This window comes from Enterobacter sp. MEB024, assembly GCF_030209635.1.
Lineage (GTDB): Bacteria > Pseudomonadota > Gammaproteobacteria > Enterobacterales > Enterobacteriaceae > Enterobacter > Enterobacter ludwigii.
The window spans coordinates 214,745-231,840 of sequence record NZ_JARVRQ010000006.1 but is presented as its reverse complement, the minus strand read 5'-3'; the positions used below and the strand labels follow the sequence as shown (position 1 = coordinate 231,840).

Here is a 17,096-nt window from a genome sequence, read left to right as displayed (position 1 = left end):
CCCGGCATGCTCTTCCCGGTTACAAATACACCACGCTGATGGTCGCCTGACCGTCAAACTCCGTATCTTCCGTTAAAGACAGATTCTTCAGATTCTCGACCGCCAGCGACACGTTCAGCGGGAAAGAGACGCTGGTGACCGCCATCGGGTCGTTTTTGCCCGCCGGTGCAACGCTCATCAGACCCAAATCTTTATTGGCGATGGTACCACCGTTGGCTTTCTGCCAGCGGCTCACGCCCGCTCCCGCGGTCACGGCCGTACGGATAGGCTCAGCGTTATTGCCGTTCGCCGTCACATCGCCTGGCGTGGTGTAGATGGAGTACGCGCCGATGTTTTTACCATCGTGCGTTTTGCCCAGCCCAAAGGTGCTCATCGCACCGCGAAGCTCACCGCCGTTAGCATTGGCGTTTTTCACCTTCAGGTTACTGCTGCTGCCCGTGCTGGCGTTGGAATCGGTACGGTTATCCGCAATGCTCCAGCCCACCTTTGTTGGCGTAGGGCAGTTGATCGTCAGCATCACCCCTTTTTCGCCCAGCTGCGTAGCCTGGGTTTGCGACAAATCGCCAATATGAATCCTGCCAAAATCGATCACGCCATTATTGCTCAGCTCCGGTACACACGAGGCACCGGCAAGCGAGGCTTTGACTTTCAGCACGGCGGTATCGCCCGCGTGTGCGGATGTGGCCGCCAGGGCCAGCGCGACAACGAGTAAACATTTTTTCATTGTTAATCCTTAACATAAATAAAAAGCATGACATTGCGGGGTATTAACCCGTCAGTATTTGTAACGGTAGTGCTTTTCTACGCTTCACGCAGGCAGGTACCTGACGCGTGAATGGGGTTATTCCTGTGTTAATAATTCCCAGGCCATATTGCTCTCAAGAAGGGTATTGTCAGCAACATGACGAAGCTGGCTGTTATTAATGACGGGAACAATCTTAAGGGTGAAGCTCATGTGTTTACCCCGCACCGGCGCGGCATTTTGCCGGGCAACGAGACCTTCATTATTTTTGATAAACGCGCGTTGCGTCGGGCTGGAGGAGGGCGTAAAACCGATACGGTCCGTCGTTTTCGCCAGCGTGCAGGCATGCCCGTCAACCACCATATTGTCGGCAATAATGGCCAGCCGCCCGTCCTGACCCAAGAGAACCCCCCCGTTGACGCCGGCAGTGGACTGCAGAAACAGCGCCATCACTTTCGGCTCCGGGCAGAAGACGTTGGCCGTGATTTCTTTGGCCGGCATCCGGTTCCAGTTCTTCTGCGAGGCGGCGATATCCGACGGTTTGAGTTTTCCAAACGAGACAACAGGCTGCGAAAACGTAACCTGACACTCTTCACTGGACGCGCGTGCGGAGAAGAGCAAAATCATGCTGGCAAACGCCGCGAATAAAAGGGAATAACAGGTTTTCACTGGCACATTCCTTCTGCTTTTTCGTAATAGGACTCGGTATTTTTGTCTTCGCTGAGCGAATACGTGATGTGGCAAATTTTTGCCATGTTGTCGTCCACCACATACAGGGCGGGCGCATCCGTGGCGTCGGGAATAAACACGCTGCCGTTATCCATTACGCTGACGATATAACGGCTATCTTTATCCACCACGCTAAGCCCTCTGGCGAGCCATGACCCGTCAGGGCGTTTCACGCTCAGCATTAGACGACGCGTGTTCAGCACGAGGAAATCCACCTGCGCGAATGAGCCGTAAGCTGCGGAAACGGTCTGTATCCCGTTCGATAAATCCATTCCCTGTGGCAGGGAGCTGGCATCAATGACAATCTGAGAGGTTTGCCACTCGCGCAGACCCGGCACCACGGCTTGTCCCCACGCATCGGTCCAGACGGTTCCATCAGGCGTGGCGATTTGAATACCGCTTTCCGGCTCGCTTAATCGCGCAATGCCAAAGGTGTCTTTAATCGGGTAGGGTGCAAACGTAATGCCATGACCATGCAGGGCGATGCCGCCACTGAGGGAGGTGCTGTAATTATGCTGGTTCCCGTCGTTCAGCCCTGCGGCCATGCCCAACTGTGTGTAGTGCAGGTTGGTGCTGACATTGCCGTTAAACGACTGGGTCTTGTCCTGATTGTCGCGATCGACCGAGAGGTTGTAATTGGTGTTTTGACCCCACGATCCGCTGTCCTGAATACCGAGGTTTTGTTTTTCACCCTGGCTGCGCATATAGGTACTGATGCGCTCAGTACCAAACGGAATGACCAGATTAAGATAGAGCAGGTCGCCATCACTTGTGCCGCCCTTCTCCGTCTCACTGCTGCTGAGGGCGTGCTGCCAGTTCACTGAGAGCGACGTGTGCCCCAGACTCTTGCCCCAGGAGACCATCAGGTAGCGGGAGCTACTGCTCTCTTCATCCCCGGCATTCTCGCTGTACTGGAATGAAAGCGAGCCAACCCATGCATTGTTCCAGTTGAGGCTGGTATTCCAGGCGCTTTGATAGCGTTGGGATTCAGCGTCCATCGCCTCGTTTAACTCCCGGTAGCCGGTGCTGTAGGTTGATGCGCTGACCCCAAGCGTGAGCTGCTCGGGCAGGGAAAGGTGACTTTGCAATTCTATCTTGCGGCCATTTTGTTGACCGTAGAACTGCGCGCGGCTCATCTGAACGCTGGGAGAAAGGAGCCAGTACTCGGCTGGCGACCATTCCAGCATCGCCCCGAGGGCCTGATACTGCTCTGCCAGCACGCCCGCCGTGACGCCGGTGAGCTGGGGCGTAAACCGGGTTCCGTCAGAAAAATTAAATACCCAGGGCGACCCCTGTTCATCCCCGGTATCGCGAACTTTACCCAACGAGACGCTGAGCCCTTCGGTGCGCGTCATCCCGCTCACGTTCAGTGAGGAGGAAGGAACCGTAAACGTCGTGGTGGAACCGTCGGTTTCGACCACGCTGATGTCCAAATCCACGTTGCCACGCACCACCGGGACATCGGTCAGAGTAAACGGACCGGCATTCACCAGCGAAGAGTAGATAACCTGCCCGGACTGACGAACGTCAACGCGCGCCTGGTTGGTGCGGGCGATGCCGGAAATAGTCGTCGCCGGAATATTCGGTTGCAGGCCCGTTTCCGGCAGGAACTGAACGCCATTAATTTGTGCGCCACTGAACAGCGCCGAGTTGACGTTAATCTGCCCCGCCTGAATGCGAAGTTTCCGTTCTTCGAAGACGTGTTCCGCGTAGGAATAGAGATTCTCTGTGCTGCGGGTTCCGTTATCGTCGGTCAGGATAAAGTTGCTGCGCAGCGTCCAGTTCGCCACGTTGAGACCGGCGCCAATATTGCCCTGGGAAAAGGTACTGTTTCCGCCGCTGCCGTACTCGTTGTAGTTGCTGAACGCACTGTAATTGATAAGACCCGCCGCACCGCCGTGCGCGTAGTATTTCGCGGCATAGAAACCATTGTCCATCGCCTCTGCGGGAACATAAATCTCAAGCGACTCCGCGTTGGGTAGCAGCGTGACGGTGGCCGTCGGGTAATCTTGCAGAAGACTATGGCAGGGCTCTTTTGCATCGATATTCAGCGGAAGAAGACCTGCCGCACGGGTAAAGTCATCATCCAGACACAGTTGCCCTTCCTCTCCCACGCGGATCGCAAGCGTGCCTTTATCGACGCCGTTAATTTTTACCTGCACGGCATGCGGCCCCGGCAGGTATCGCTGGGCCTGGGAGAAGTAGTGGGCGAGGTTGGTGCTGATACCGCGGGTCGCCAGAATATCGGTATTAAAATCCATACCGGCCGCCGATACCGACTGGGCGGGCAATGTCAAAGCCCCCAGTATGGCGGCGCGAAGCGTCTGATTACGCAAAGAGAACTCAATCACCAAAACATCCCTGTCTTACTGGCGCGTCAGGGAAGCGGTAAAGCTCTCAACTTCAATCCCGTAGCGGCTGGCCGGATTGAACTCAATGGCGTTATCGGTGCCGTTAACCGGGGTGTCGGTCTGCACCGTCATGGTCTCTCCCGGCAGGATAAACGTCTTGTTGACCAGACCTTCCGTATGCGAAGGCAGTAAGGTGACAGAGGTGGAGAAACGGACCACGTAGGCGGACGGATTCTGCACCTTGACCTCTTTCCCGGTGACTGACCAGGTCAGTAATTTCCAGGCGTCGGTGACCACCGGCAGATCTTTGGGATGGATCAGAACCGGTAAATCCTGACGCAGGTTGATCCCGACCTTCACGTTTTTATCCGTGCTCTTGGGCGGAATACCTTCGAACACCACGCGTTTGTACTGTTCAACGCTAAGCGGTTTGTCGGTTTCAAGAATAAAGCGAACCTGTTGCTCCTGGCCTGGCTCGAGGCGCACCACCGGCTGGGTGACGTTGAGTTTTACCCCCTGGTCGCCCCCGATATCCCGGATGGAGGTGTAAAGCAGGGTGGGAATGCTGTCGGTGTTTTTCACGCTCATGACGCCGCCGTGGTTCGCTTCGTCAATCAGCAGCAGGGTGGTTTCAGGCACCATTCCGGCGGCAAAAAGCGAAGCCGGAAGGGCGAGGCACAGTGAGCAGATCAAACGTGTTGATGTGTGGATCGTAGACATAGTGGGTTTCATTCGCTGGTCAGGAAAAAAACTCCCCATGTAACTGGAGAGTTTTGCGTCAGGGGGCTGGATTAGAGGTAAACCAGGGTGATCGTTGACTGGCCTTCAAGCTCGGTTTTGTCGGTCAGGGTCAGCTTGTCGCTTGGGGCTACGGCCAGCGCAATCTTCAGCGGGAATGCCGCGCTCATGAAGGCTAAAGGCGCACGCTGGCCGCTTTTGGATACGGTCATGACGTCGGTGCCATCGTTGGAGAGGATGCCGCTGGTCCACATGTTCATCCAGCTTCTGCTGCTGATCGTGCCGCCGGTATACAGGGTAGCCGCGATAGGCTGTACCGCCGCGCCGTCTGCGGTAACGGAGGTCAGGTAGGTAGAAATGGCATACGCACCGATGTTCTCGCCGGCGCTGGTTTTACCTACGCCGTTCAGTTGGCTGGAGCCAGATGCCTGGCCACCGTTTGCGGTAGCGTTATCCACGTGGAACTGGTTGGCTGGCAGGCTGGCACCGGCGTTGGAGTCCGCGCGATCGTCGTGAAGCGTCCAGCCCACGCGTGTGGCGGACTGGCACTTGATGGTCAGGGTGACATCTTTATGGCCTGCCTGATATGGCACGCTGGAGGAGAGGGAGTCCAGACCGATTTCACCGAAGTTGGCCAGACCCCCGTTACTGATTTCCGGCACGCAGCCTGCGCTGGTCAGTGAGCCCTGTACTTTGAGCATGGCGGTCGGTTCTGCGCAAACGGCTGTTGCCGCCATGGATAGCACGGTGGCGAGAAGAAGCTTTTTCATTGTTATTCCTTAACCTGAAAGAGAGTGACTAAAAAAGATATTTTTAGTCCGCAAAGTGCTTGCATGAATACACGTGTTAAATAACAAGCGCCGCTGATTCTATTAATGATTCACAGAATGCAATAATTAGATTTTCTAACGAGCACATTGAGATTTTATTAAGTCATTACAATCAGATATGAATGGATTTATATTCTGCTTTAAAACGGCGGAATATCTCCGCCGGAGAAAAGAAAACATGACCTTAACGTATCAGAGATAAACCAGCGTAATGGTGGTTTCGCCGCTCAGTTGAGCTTCATCGGTCGTGGTCAGGCGATCGGTATTCACAATGGCCATCGAGACTTTAAACGGGAAGACGACGTTGGTAATCGCCAGCGGAGAAGATTTGCCTGGGGTGGTCGCCGTCATAATTTCTGCGTTACCGTTGGCAATAATACCGGTACTCAGGTTACGCCACATGTATTCGCCATTGCTGTTGACGTACGCCGGGGCATAAATGGCCTGAGCCGGAAGACCATTGGCGGTAACTTCATTCACGCGTGTTGCGATGGCATACGCCCCAATCTTTTCGCCCGCCGCCGTGGTGCCAACGCCATAGGTCGTACCAGCGCCCCAGGCATCACCCCCGTTATCCGCCGCATCGCGGATGTAGAACTGGCTGGACGTCAGGTCATTTGCCGCATTGGTATCTTCTTTATTGTCCGCGATGCTCCAGGCCACTTTGGTCGCTGAAGGGCAGGTAATGGTTAACGACATGTCCTTTTGACCCATCTGATTCGTCTGGGTAGGCGAAAGTTGATCCAGGGCGATGGTGCCAAAATCGATTGAACCGCCATTGCTTAATTCAGGCGTACAGGACGCATTATTCATTTTGCCTTTCACCTTCATCACAACGGTAGAGTCGGCGAGCGCAGCGTGAGAAGCCACGGCAATCAGAGTGGCGAGAAGAAGTTTTTTCACTGTTATTCCTTAACCAAAAAGTGGACATTTTCTTGTGTGCGTGTAATTAACGTATTGATTCACAAGCGCGGGAATTCTATTAATGGTCAGAGTTATTTGTGAAATGAGAAATTCTACACTCGGTTGTGAGTTTAATTAAGGGCTGTAAATACAATCATGTATGTATTTACGTCTTGCGAATAATATGATGGATGCAGTATGAATAAAGGAATAAAAAACGGCGAATTAAATTCGCCGTCAGAGATACGTTATCGCCTGAGCGATAATTTAATTAGAGGTATTTCAGCGTAATGGTCGCCTGACCATCCAGTTCGGTATCTTCGGTAATGCTCAGTCTGTTGGTATTCCTGATTGCCATGGAGACTTTCATTGGGAATACGGCTTCGGTAAAGGCCATCGGCACGAGTTCACCCGGTTTGGCGACGGACATGGTTTCGTAGTCATCCAGAACAAGACGACCCGTCGTATTTTTATTCCATTTAGTCAGATTAGTGCCTCCCGCGGTAATCGCATCAGCAGGTGCGCCGTCTACCGTGACATATGGCAGGTTGGTATACACTGCCCATCCGCCAATCTTCTGGCCCTCTTTGGTAAAACCTAAACCGCTTGTGTACTGAGGGCTGAATGTCGAGCTGCCATCAACGGCAGAATCATCGACTTCAATATAATGGCCGTCAGCCAGACTGTCTTTGCGGTTGTCGTACATTGTCCAGCCGACTTTGGTCGCAGAATTACAGGTAATTGTCATGGTGATATCACGCTGGCCGAGCTGGTTATCCTCAGTCGCGCTCAGTGAGCCCATTGATATTTTGCCATAATCTACTGCACCGCCGTTGCTCATTGTAGGAGTACATGACGCGTTGGTCAGTTTGCCTTGCACTTTCATGACGGCGGTGTTAGCCGCATGGGCTGCGGTCATGGACGTTGCCGCAGCGATGGCCGCGACAAGAAGAATTTTTTTCATTGTTGTTCCTTAACGAAGAGAAATTATAGATCTGTCGACTAGTAATGTAATCAATAGGTTTTATATATGGGTGTAACCACGGGCAGTAGTATATTGTGGCTGCTCTAAATGGTGTATTTAGAATTTCTAAACGGGCAGTAATGAAAATATAAAAGCATAGATGGTGTGAATATTTTCACGCTTTTTACGGGCATATTTCCGCTTTTATTGTTCAATTTATTATTGAAAGTTATTAGCGGTTTTCGTAAGGCCGGGAAGCATTCAATGCCCTTCCCGACGATAATATAATATTTTTTAATAAGATGGGGCAGGCTGGATCCCTGAAGCCTGCTTAAAAAATAAGAATAAGAGGTTATCGCGTAAACAGGTTACATCACTCACCCGGCGAAGCACGCCGGGCAACATGGTTTAGCGTACGGCCTGCGAAAGCCAGGCAGAAAGCTCGCCCAGCTCGATTGCCTGATCGGGGAACTCGCCACGTAACGCCTCACATGTCAGCTGCACCGTGTCGGCACGATACAGGCAGCCCTGTAAGCGGCTGGCCAGCGCCTCCAGCGGCGCAGGGTTCAGGCTGTCCGTAAAGACCTGCGCCCGGGTAATGTGGCCTTTTTCCACGTCAAAATGAAGCTCCACGCCGCCCCAGGTGAAGCGCTCGTCCAGCAGGTGCGAGAAGGCCGGCGCCTGACCAAAGTTCCACTCCCAGCTGCTCTGACGGGCAAAGGTTTCAGCAAAGTTTGGCAGGTCAGGGGTGTTATCCGGGGAGATCACTTCGGCTTCGACCCGCTCGCCGTAGTGATCGAAAAACGCTTCGCGGATGGCATCGCAGATCTGTTCGTGGGTGATGCCCGGCAGTAATTCGATCAGGTTGGCGACGCGGCCACGCACGGAGGTGATACCTTTGGCCTGCAGTTTTTTCTTATCGGGATTAAGGTAATTCGCAAGACGGCTGAGGTCGGCATTCAGCAACAATGTACCGTGATGGAATCCCCGGTCCAGGGTTTCACGGTAGGCGGAGCCGGAGACTTTGCGATCCCCGTCGGGGGTTTTGACGACCAGATCGTTGCGGCCTGACGCTTCGGCAGTCACGCCCAGCGATGTCAGGGCGTTAAGCACAATCGCGGTGGAAATGGTTTTATCGTATTCAGGTTTGCCCGCCATAAAGGTAAAGCAGGTATTGCCGAGGTCGTGAAATACCGCGCCGCCGCCGCTGCTGCGTCGCGCCAGGCGGACGTTATCCTCTTCCATACGCCGGGTATTACACTCTTTCCAGGGATTCTGCGCACGGCCAATCACCACCGTATCGGCGTTGCGCCATAAAAATAACACCCGTTGAGTGGCTGGCATCTGACGGAAGATGCACTCTTCTACCGCGAGATTGAACCAGGGATCGTGAGAGTCAGAGATAAGCAGGCGTAACGTCGTCATGGCAAAGTTCCTTTTCCGAATCGTAAGCCTACTTTATCACTATTCTTTCTTATCGCCCTCGTCCTCTTCGGGCACCGATTTACTGGCGGTCAGGAGGAAAGGCGATTGCTGCCAGCGGGTGCGTTTACCCTGCAGCAGCGTGCGTGCCAGCACCACACCGATGGCCAGCGAGAGCAGCAGCATCAGGCGCAAAATATTGGTGGTGTTGTCCACCTGTTTTGCTTCGGTGGGCAGGGTGTGGGTGTCGAGCGTCAGGCGCAAATAGCCGAGCGGACCATTTTTCCCCTGCACGGGTTCGACGATCTGCTGATTGAAATAGCCGCCGGCTTTTTTGCCGTCCAGCGCCAGTCTGTCACGGACGTCAACGTGCTCACCGGCACGGGCGATCAAGTCGCCCTGTTCATCGTAGACACCGGCATCAAGAATGCGGCTGTTTTCGGTTAACTGGCGTAATATCTGACCTATGCGCTTCTCGTCCGGCGTTTCGGTGCGCATCGCCGGGGCGATGTTGAGCGTGACCTGACGCGCCAGAGTACGCGCCAGTTCCTCAAACTGCGGGTTACGTTGCCGCTGGTGATTCTGGCTGAACCACGATGCTCCTTGCATCAGCGCGACCAAGAGTGCGAGACATATCAGGACAATCACGGCACGATGAAGTCGGAATTTCAGTTTTGCGCGAGCCATATTCCACCTGCTGAAAATTTACGGCTTAATGTTGCCAGAAGTGATGGTTACAAGGTAGCCTCATGCGTTATTTTCCCTCTGGAACCTTCCGGCGCGAACGAATTCACAGGAGCTTCAATGCCGAACATTACCTGGTGCGACCTGCCTACGGATGTCTCTTTATGGCCAGGATTGCCGCTCTCTTTAAGTGGTGATGAGGTGATGCCTCTGGATTACCACGCTGGCCGTAGCGGCTGGCTGCTGTACGGACGCGGCCTGGACAAGCAACGCCTGACCCAATATCAAACCAAACTGGGTGCAGCGATGGTCATCGTGGCGGCCTGGTGCGTAGAGGATTATCAGGTCATCCGCCTGGCAGGTTCCCTGACGCAGCGCGCGACCCGCCTGGCGCATGATGCCGGCCTGGACGTGGCGCCTCTCGGCAAAATTCCACACCTGAAAACGCCGGGTCTGCTGGTGATGGACATGGATTCCACCGCCATCCAGATCGAGTGCATCGACGAGATCGCCAGGCTTGCCGGCAGCGGCGAGCTGGTGGCCGATGTGACCGAACGCGCGATGCGCGGCGAGCTGGATTTCACCGCCAGTCTGAGACAGCGCGTGGCGACCCTGAAAGGGGCGGATGCGAACATCCTGCGCCAGGTGCGTGATGAGCTGCCGTTAATGCCGGGGCTGACGCAGTTGGTGCTGAAGTTAGAAACGCTGGGCTGGAAAGTGGCTATCGCCTCGGGCGGGTTCACCTTCTTCGCCGACTACCTTCGCGACACGTTGCGCCTGACCACCGTGGTGGCAAATGAGCTGGAAATCATGGACGGCAAGCTGACCGGCCAGGTGATCGGCGATATCGTGGATGCCCAGTACAAAGCCAATACCCTGACCCGTCTGGCGGAAAAATATGAAATTCCTGTCGTCCAGACCGTTGCCATCGGTGATGGCGCGAACGACCTGCCGATGATCAAAGCGGCAGGCCTTGGCATTGCCTACCATGCCAAGCCTAAAGTGAATGAAAAGACGGAAGTCACCATCCGTCATGCTGACCTGATGGGGGTGTTTTGCATTCTCTCCGGCAGCGTGAATCAGAAATAACGAGGTAAACCGTGGCGAAAGCTCCAAAACGCGCATTTGTCTGTAATGAATGTGGTGCGGATTATCCGCGCTGGCAGGGGCAATGTAGCGCCTGTCATGCCTGGAACACCATCACCGAAGTGCGTGGTGTGGCGGCTTCGCCGAGCGTGGCCCGCAATGAACGCCTGAGCGGTTATGCCGGCAACGCCGGTGTTGCGAAAGTGCAAAAGCTCTCGGATATCAGCCTCGAAGAGCTGCCGCGTTTCTCGACCGGATTCAAAGAGTTTGACCGTGTGCTCGGCGGGGGAGTAGTGCCGGGCAGTGCGATCCTGATCGGTGGTAACCCGGGAGCGGGTAAATCAACACTGCTGTTGCAAACGCTCTGCAAGCTCGCCGAACAGATGAAAACCCTGTACGTCACCGGTGAAGAGTCCCTGCAGCAGGTGGCGATGCGTGCGCACCGTCTTGGCCTGCCAACCGGCAACCTCAACATGCTTTCGGAAACCAGCATCGAGCAAATCTGCATGATTGCCGAAGAAGAGCAGCCGAAGCTGATGGTTATCGACTCCATTCAGGTGATGCACATGGCGGATATCCAGTCTTCACCGGGGAGCGTGGCGCAGGTGCGTGAAACCGCCGCCTATCTCACGCGCTTTGCCAAAACGCGCGGTGTGGCGATTGTGATGGTCGGCCACGTCACGAAAGATGGTTCCCTGGCGGGGCCGAAAGTGCTGGAGCACTGTATCGACTGCTCCGTTATGCTCGACGGCGATGCCGATTCCCGTTTCCGCACGTTGCGCAGCCACAAAAACCGTTTTGGTGCGGTGAACGAGTTGGGCGTGTTTGCCATGACCGAGCAGGGGCTGCGTGAAGTCAGCAACCCGTCTGCCATCTTCCTCAGCCGGGGCGATGAAGTGACCTCCGGTAGCTCGGTGATGGTGCTCTGGGAAGGGACGCGTCCGCTGCTCGTGGAAATTCAGGCGCTGGTGGATCACTCAATGATGGGTAACCCACGGCGTGTGGCCGTTGGCCTGGAACAAAACCGCCTGGCGATCCTGTTGGCCGTACTGCACCGCCACGGCGGCCTGCAGATGGCGGATCAGGACGTGTTCGTCAACGTGGTCGGCGGGGTCAAAGTCACTGAGACCAGTGCGGATCTGGCGCTGCTGCTGGCAATGGTCTCCAGCCTGCGTGACAGACCGCTGCCGCAGGACCTGGTGGTGTTTGGTGAAGTGGGTCTGGCCGGGGAGATCCGCCCGGTGCCAAGCGGCCAGGAGCGCATCTCCGAGGCGGCGAAGCACGGCTTTCGCCGCGCCATTGTGCCCGCCGCCAACGTGCCGAAAAAAATCCCGGAAGGGATGCAGGTCTTTGGCGTGAAGAAACTCGCAGATGCGTTAAATGTCTTTGACGACTTATAATTACGTATTCGATTTTGCAGGAGGCACCGTAATTTATGTCATCATTTGACTACATCAAGACCGCAATCCGCCAGAAAGGCTGCACGCTGCAGCAGGTGGCGGATGCCAGCGGCATGACCAAAGGCTATCTGAGCCAACTGCTGAACGCCAAAATCAAAAGCCCCAGCGCACAAAAGCTGGAAGCGTTGCACCGCTTTCTGGGGCTTGAATTCCCGCGTATGCAAAAGAACGTCGGCGTGGTATTTGGCAAGTTTTACCCGCTGCATACCGGGCACATCTATCTTATCCAGCGTGCCTGTAGCCAGGTGGACGAGCTGCATATCATCATGGGTTACGATGAAACCCGCGACCGTCAGCTGTTCGAGGACAGCGCCATGTCGCAGCAGCCGACCGTACCGGACCGCCTGCGCTGGCTGCTGCAGACCTTTAAGTACCAGAAAAACATTCGTATTCATGCTTTTAATGAAGAGGGCATGGAGCCGTATCCGCACGGCTGGGATGTGTGGAGCAATGGCGTCAAAGCGTTCATGGACGAAAAGGGGATCACCCCGAACTGGATCTACACCTCTGAAGAGTCCGATGCGCCGCAGTTCCGCGAGCATCTGGGCATTGAAACCGTGCTGATCGATCCAAAGCGTACCTTTATGAACATCAGCGGGGCGCTGATCCGCGAAAACCCGTTCCGCTACTGGGATTACATCCCAACCGAGGTAAAACCGTTCTTTGTACGCACCGTTGCGATTCTGGGCGGCGAGTCGAGCGGGAAATCGACGCTGGTCAACAAGCTGGCCAACATCTTTAACACCACCAGTGCGTGGGAGTACGGGCGTGATTACGTCTTCTCACATCTGGGCGGTGACGAGATGGCGTTGCAGTACTCCGACTACGATAAAATCGCGCTCGGTCATGCGCAGTACATTGATTTCGCGGTGAAATACGCCAATAAAGTGGCCTTCATTGATACCGATTTCGTCACCACCCAGGCGTTTTGCAAAAAATACGAGGGACGCGAGCATCCGTTTGTGCAGGCGCTGATAGACGAATACCGTTTTGACCTGGTGATTTTGCTCGAAAACAACACCCCGTGGGTTGCCGACGGGATCCGCAGCCTCGGCAGTTCCGTCGACAGAAAAGAGTTCCAGAGCATGCTCATCGACATGCTGCACGAAAATAACGTGGAGTTTGTGCATGTGGAGGAGTCAGATTACGACAGCCGTTTCCTGCGCTGCGTAGAGCTGGTGAAAGAGATGATGGGGGAGCAGGGGTAATTCCCTCATCCTAACCCTCTCCTGACGGAGAGGGCCGGTGTGAGGGGGACCCCCCCCCTCAATACTCAACCACCACTTTGCCACGCATATGCCCGTCCAGCACTTTTCGGTGCGCTTCGGTGATGCTTTCGACGCTCAGCCCGTGCAGCGTTTCGCTCAGTGAGCTTTCCACCACGCCGTTATCCACCAGCTTCGCAACCTCGTTTAAGATCTCGCCCTGACGCGCCATGTCGGCGGTCTGGTACATGCTGCGGGTGTACATAAACTCCCAGTGCAGCGCGGCAGATTTGGATTTCAGTTTATCCTGGTTCAGCGGGTGTGCGTTCTCAACGATGGAGCAGATATGCCCCTGTGGTGCGATCAGTTCACTGACGGCATCCCAGTGGCCGTCGGTATCATTGAGAATGAAAATGTAATCCACAAACGTCAGGCCCTGTTTAGCCAGTTCACCTTTCAGGTCACGGTAATTCACCACGTGATCGGCACCGCGATCGCGACACCACTGAGCAGAATCTTCCCGCGAGGCGGTCGCGACGATCTTCACGTTGCTGCGATGTTTCGCAAACGGGATCGCCAGCGATCCTACGCCGCCCGCGCCGCCAATAATGAGCAGCGTTTTGTCCGGGCCGGCATCCTGGATATTCAGCCGTTCAAACAATCCTTCCCAGGCGGTGAGGGCGGTTAACGGCAAGGCGGCTGCGGCTGCCCAGCCGAGGCTTACCGGCTTATGCCCGACAATGCGCGCATCGATCAGCTGATGGGTGGTATTGCTGCCCGGGCGGGTAATATCGCCCGCGTACCACACTTCATCCCCCGGTTTAAAACCGCTAACGCCTGCACCCACGGCTTTCACAATGCCGCTGGCGTCCCAGCCGAGAACGCGTGGTTCTGTCAGGCCGCTTCTGACGATGCCCGCGTGAACTTTGGTATCGACCGGGTTGATGGAAACGGCTTTTACCTCAACCAGCAGATCGTGCTCGCCGGGCTGCGGCATCGGTTGGGTAATATCAATGAAATCAGCAGGACTGTCTGGATTAACGGCAATGGCTTTAACTGACATGGTGAGCTCCTTTATGGAAAGCGTGTTGTTGAGACTAGTCTATTAAGTGCTCAGTCGCGTGATAAGATGGACAATTGAGAACGAAGTGTTCGTACAGGATGAACAATCATGTTTAAACAGCTTCAGGATATGGCGCTGTTTGCGCTGGTGGCAGAGCTGGGCAGTTTTACCGCGGCGGCACAGAAAGCTGAGCTGCCGAAATCCAGCGTCAGTCAGCGAATCAGCCAGCTTGAGCAGCAGGTGGGGATCCGCTTGCTCAATCGTACTACGCGCAGGCTGAACCTGACGTTCGCCGGCGAGCACTATCTGGTTCACTGCCGCGAGATGCTGGCGGCAAGTGAACGGGCGGAGTACGCCATTCAGCGGCTGCGTGAAAACCCCAGCGGTCGACTGCGCATCACCTGCCCGGCCGGGATCGGCGCGACGCTGCTGGCGCATTTGAATGCGGAGTTCCAGCTCCGCTATCCGGACGTTTCGCTTGACGTGTCCATTTCTGACGACGTGCTCGACCTGGTCGAGTCAGGTTTTGACGTGGCGCTGCGTACCGGTAAGCCGCAGGACTCCTCTCTGATTGGCCGTATGATCGGTCATTGCCCGCGTTATATGCTGGCCTCACCGACTTACCTGGCGCGCCGGGAGCCGCTGACGCATCCCCGGCAGCTGGTGGAACACCGCTGTATTACCCACAAGGCGTGGTCTGAATGGCTGCTGCAAAGCGAAAGTGAGGATTACCGTTATCTGCCGGATAACGCCCATCTGACGGATAATCTGGTGTATGCGCGCGAATGTGCCATCGCCGGCGCCGGGATCACGCTGCTTCCCGCTTTTTTGCTTGAGGATAAGGTTGAAAAGGGCGCGCTGGTGAAGGTGCTGCCGGAGTGGAACGTCGAGGGGAACGATTTGTGGCTGGCTTACCCGAGCCGCAAGCTGAACTCGCCGGCGCTGATGCGTTATATCGACTTTGCGATGCAGTGTGATGAGGTGAAGCGGTTTTACGTGGGGGGGTGAACGGTGCGTCACTCACAGGGTGTAGGAACAAACAAAAAAAACGGCAACTGACGTTGCCGTTTTACATTTATTTCGCGATACGTTTGTACTTAATACGTTTCGGCTCCAGCGCATCCGCGCCCAGCGTACGTTTCTTGTACTCTTCGTATTCGGTGAAGTTACCTTCGAAGAACTCCACTTTACCTTCGTCCTGGTAGTCCAGGATGTGGGTTGCGATACGGTCAAGGAACCAACGGTCGTGCGAGATAACCATTGCACAGCCCGGGAACTCCAGCAGGGCGTTTTCGAGCGCGCGCAGGGTTTCAATGTCCAGGTCGTTGGTCGGTTCATCGAGCAGCAGCACGTTACCGCCAACCTGCAGCAGTTTGGCCAGGTGCAGACGACCACGTTCACCACCGGAGAGCTCGCCCACGCGTTTACCCTGGTCGGTACCTTTGAAGTTAAAGCGGCCAACGTAAGCGCGGCTTGGCATTTCGGTGTTACCGATACGCATGATATCCAGGCCGCCGGAGACTTCTTCCCACACGGTTTTGCTGTTATCCATGGCGTCACGGAACTGGTCAACGGAAGCCAGTTTCACGGTTTCACCCAGAGTGATTGAACCACTGTCTGGCTGTTCCTGACCTGACATCATGCGGAACAGGGTGGATTTACCCGCGCCGTTCGGACCGATGATCCCCACGATGGCACCTTTCGGTACGGAGAAGGTCAGGTCGTCAATCAGCAGGCGATCGCCATAAGACTTACGCAGATTGGTGACTTCAACCACTTTATCCCCCAGACGTGCGCCAGGCGGAATAAACAGTTCGTTGGTCTCGTTACGTTTCTGGTATTCGGTGTTGTTCAGCTCTTCAAAGCGTGCCAGACGGGCTTTGCCCTTAGACTGACGGCCTTTAGCGCCCTGACGAACCCATTCCAGCTCTTTCTCGATAGACTTACGACGCGCGGCTTCCTGAGAGGCTTCCTGCGCCAGACGCTGGTCTTTTTGCTCCAGCCAGGAGGAGTAGTTGCCTTCCCATGGAATGCCTTCACCACGGTCAAGCTCCAGGATCCAGCCTGCAACGTTGTCGAGGAAGTAACGGTCGTGGGTGATCGCCACAACGGTGCCTTCGAAGTCGTGCAGGAAACGCTCCAGCCATGCCACGGATTCCGCATCCAGGTGGTTGGTCGGTTCGTCGAGCAGCAGCATGTCTGGCTTTTCCAGCAGCAGACGGCACAGCGCCACGCGGCGGCGTTCACCCCCGGAGAGGTTCGCGATTTTCGCATCCCAGTCTGGCAGACGCAGGGCGTCAGCGGCGCGCTCGAGCTGCACGTTCAGGTTGTGGCCGTCATGCGCCTGGATAATCTCTTCAAACTTGCCTTGCTGAGCGGCCAGTTTATCGAAGTCCGCATCCGGTTCAGCGTATTTGGCATACACTTCATCCAGACCTTTCAGTGCGTTAACGACGTCAGAAACCGCCTCTTCAACGGATTCACGAACGGTGTGTTCCGGGTTGAGCTGAGGCTCCTGCGGCAGGTAGCCAATTTTGATGCCAGGCTGCGGACGGGCTTCACCTTCGATGTCTGTATCGATGCCGGCCATGATGCGCAGCAGGGTGGACTTACCGGCACCGTTGAGACCCAGAACACCGATTTTTGCGCCCGGGAAGAAGCTCAGCGAGATATTTTTAAGAATATGACGTTTCGGCGGGACAACTTTGCCGACACGATGCATGGTATAAACGAATTGAGCCACGTTGGACTTCGCCTCTTTTATCGTGATGAGAAAGAATATCAGCCTCGAAGTGTAGCCTTTTTCCCGTCCTAATCCCAGCCAGGAACGTCGGGAGTGTTAAAACGCGCAAGAAAGGTAAAAAAGTGTCCGCGACGTGGCGCGTTGCAGGATGCCTGGTTAGCATAAGTTAATTAGAC

General features: G+C 55.3%; 15 protein-coding genes. 4 read left to right on the top strand and 11 right to left on the bottom strand.

From position 1 onward, the window contains the following. Positions 1 to 19: 19 nt before the first annotated feature. From QRN24_RS12665 to QRN24_RS12625, 9 genes are all read right to left on the bottom strand, one after another. Positions 20 to 724: a DUF1120 domain-containing protein gene (locus tag QRN24_RS12665; protein WP_025205508.1), complete on the bottom strand. Its 705-nt coding sequence runs from the start codon at positions 722 to 724 to the stop codon at positions 20 to 22. A 117-nt stretch (positions 725 to 841) separates the two neighbouring features. Further along, positions 842 to 1,411 carry a DUF1120 domain-containing protein gene (locus QRN24_RS12660; RefSeq protein ID WP_284942765.1) on the bottom strand — a complete coding sequence of 190 codons (570 nt, stop codon included), beginning with the start codon at positions 1,409 to 1,411 and terminating at the stop codon, positions 842 to 844. Then, positions 1,408 to 3,822 carry a fimbrial biogenesis usher protein gene (locus QRN24_RS12655; protein ID WP_284942764.1) on the bottom strand — a complete coding sequence of 805 codons (2,415 nt, stop codon included), beginning with the start codon at positions 3,820 to 3,822 and terminating at the stop codon, positions 1,408 to 1,410. The genes QRN24_RS12660 and QRN24_RS12655 overlap by 4 nt, the downstream gene beginning before the upstream one ends. A gap of 15 nt (positions 3,823 to 3,837) precedes the next feature. After that, positions 3,838 to 4,542, bottom strand: a complete 705-nt coding sequence (locus QRN24_RS12650) for a fimbria/pilus chaperone family protein (protein WP_044867940.1) — start codon at positions 4,540 to 4,542, stop codon at positions 3,838 to 3,840. Positions 4,543 to 4,613: 71 nt separating this feature from the next. Beyond that, on the bottom strand, positions 4,614 to 5,330 hold the full coding sequence (locus QRN24_RS12645; protein ID WP_014168534.1) for a DUF1120 domain-containing protein: 717 nt from the start codon (positions 5,328 to 5,330) through the stop codon (positions 4,614 to 4,616). 252 nt (positions 5,331 to 5,582) lie between these two features. Beyond that, on the bottom strand, positions 5,583 to 6,293 hold the full coding sequence (locus tag QRN24_RS12640; protein WP_020885275.1) for a DUF1120 domain-containing protein: 711 nt from the start codon (positions 6,291 to 6,293) through the stop codon (positions 5,583 to 5,585). A gap of 271 nt (positions 6,294 to 6,564) precedes the next feature. Next, positions 6,565 to 7,257: a DUF1120 domain-containing protein gene (locus tag QRN24_RS12635; RefSeq protein ID WP_020885274.1), complete on the bottom strand. Its 693-nt coding sequence runs from the start codon at positions 7,255 to 7,257 to the stop codon at positions 6,565 to 6,567. 408 nt (positions 7,258 to 7,665) lie between these two features. Further along, complete coding sequence (lplA, locus tag QRN24_RS12630) at positions 7,666 to 8,682, bottom strand: lipoate--protein ligase (RefSeq protein WP_014168539.1); 1,017 nt, start codon at positions 8,680 to 8,682, stop codon at positions 7,666 to 7,668. Positions 8,683 to 8,721: 39 nt separating this feature from the next. Continuing rightward, the gene (locus QRN24_RS12625) at positions 8,722 to 9,366 is read right to left on the bottom strand and encodes a YtjB family periplasmic protein (protein ID WP_020885273.1); all 645 of its coding nucleotides are present in this window, start codon (positions 9,364 to 9,366) and stop codon (positions 8,722 to 8,724) included. A gap of 117 nt (positions 9,367 to 9,483) precedes the next feature. Here QRN24_RS12625 and serB point away from each other — a divergent pair, with 117 nt between their 5' ends. Genes serB through nadR form a run of 3 tightly spaced genes read left to right on the top strand, consistent with a single transcriptional unit; the run spans position 9,484 to position 13,117 of the window. Next, positions 9,484 to 10,452: a phosphoserine phosphatase gene (serB, locus tag QRN24_RS12620; protein WP_020885272.1), complete on the top strand. Its 969-nt coding sequence runs from the start codon at positions 9,484 to 9,486 to the stop codon at positions 10,450 to 10,452. An 11-nt stretch (positions 10,453 to 10,463) separates the two neighbouring features. Continuing rightward, a complete protein-coding gene (radA, locus tag QRN24_RS12615) occupies positions 10,464 to 11,849 on the top strand; it encodes a DNA repair protein RadA (protein WP_014168542.1) in 1,386 nt (461 codons plus the stop codon). 35 nt (positions 11,850 to 11,884) lie between these two features. Then, on the top strand, positions 11,885 to 13,117 hold the full coding sequence (nadR, locus tag QRN24_RS12610; protein WP_014168543.1) for a multifunctional transcriptional regulator/nicotinamide-nucleotide adenylyltransferase/ribosylnicotinamide kinase NadR: 1,233 nt from the start codon (positions 11,885 to 11,887) through the stop codon (positions 13,115 to 13,117). A 58-nt stretch (positions 13,118 to 13,175) separates the two neighbouring features. Here nadR and QRN24_RS12605 read toward each other — a convergent pair whose 3' ends face one another. Next, the gene (locus tag QRN24_RS12605; RefSeq protein WP_151888015.1) at positions 13,176 to 14,177 is read right to left on the bottom strand and encodes a zinc-binding alcohol dehydrogenase family protein; all 1,002 of its coding nucleotides are present in this window, start codon (positions 14,175 to 14,177) and stop codon (positions 13,176 to 13,178) included. Positions 14,178 to 14,285: 108 nt separating this feature from the next. Between QRN24_RS12605 and QRN24_RS12600 the strand changes: the two genes are divergently transcribed. Further along, complete coding sequence (locus QRN24_RS12600; protein ID WP_014168545.1) at positions 14,286 to 15,185, top strand: LysR family transcriptional regulator; 900 nt, start codon at positions 14,286 to 14,288, stop codon at positions 15,183 to 15,185. A 67-nt stretch (positions 15,186 to 15,252) separates the two neighbouring features. Here the strand turns inward: QRN24_RS12600 and ettA are convergent, their stop codons facing one another. Beyond that, complete coding sequence (gene ettA / locus QRN24_RS12595) at positions 15,253 to 16,920, bottom strand: energy-dependent translational throttle protein EttA (RefSeq protein WP_014168546.1); 1,668 nt, start codon at positions 16,918 to 16,920, stop codon at positions 15,253 to 15,255. Between the last annotated feature and the right edge of the window lie 176 nt (positions 16,921 to 17,096).

Bases quoted from the DNA above. Each gene is read 5' to 3' on its own strand.
- QRN24_RS12605 (WP_151888015.1), bottom strand. From the start codon at position 14,177: ATGTCAGTTAAAGCCATTGCCGTTAATCCAGACAGTCCTGCTGATTTC.
- QRN24_RS12650 (WP_044867940.1), bottom strand. From the start codon at position 4,542: ATGTCTACGATCCACACATCAACACGTTTGATCTGCTCACTGTGCCTC.
- serB (WP_020885272.1), top strand. From the start codon at position 9,484: ATGCCGAACATTACCTGGTGCGACCTGCCTACGGATGTCTCTTTATGG.
- QRN24_RS12665 (WP_025205508.1), bottom strand. From the start codon at position 724: ATGAAAAAATGTTTACTCGTTGTCGCGCTGGCCCTGGCGGCCACATCC.
- QRN24_RS12635 (WP_020885274.1), bottom strand. From the start codon at position 7,257: ATGAAAAAAATTCTTCTTGTCGCGGCCATCGCTGCGGCAACGTCCATG.
- nadR (WP_014168543.1), top strand. From the start codon at position 11,885: ATGTCATCATTTGACTACATCAAGACCGCAATCCGCCAGAAAGGCTGC.
- QRN24_RS12625 (WP_020885273.1), bottom strand. From the start codon at position 9,366: ATGGCTCGCGCAAAACTGAAATTCCGACTTCATCGTGCCGTGATTGTC.
- QRN24_RS12600 (WP_014168545.1), top strand. From the start codon at position 14,286: ATGTTTAAACAGCTTCAGGATATGGCGCTGTTTGCGCTGGTGGCAGAG.
- QRN24_RS12645 (WP_014168534.1), bottom strand. From the start codon at position 5,330: ATGAAAAAGCTTCTTCTCGCCACCGTGCTATCCATGGCGGCAACAGCC.
- lplA (WP_014168539.1), bottom strand. From the start codon at position 8,682: ATGACGACGTTACGCCTGCTTATCTCTGACTCTCACGATCCCTGGTTC.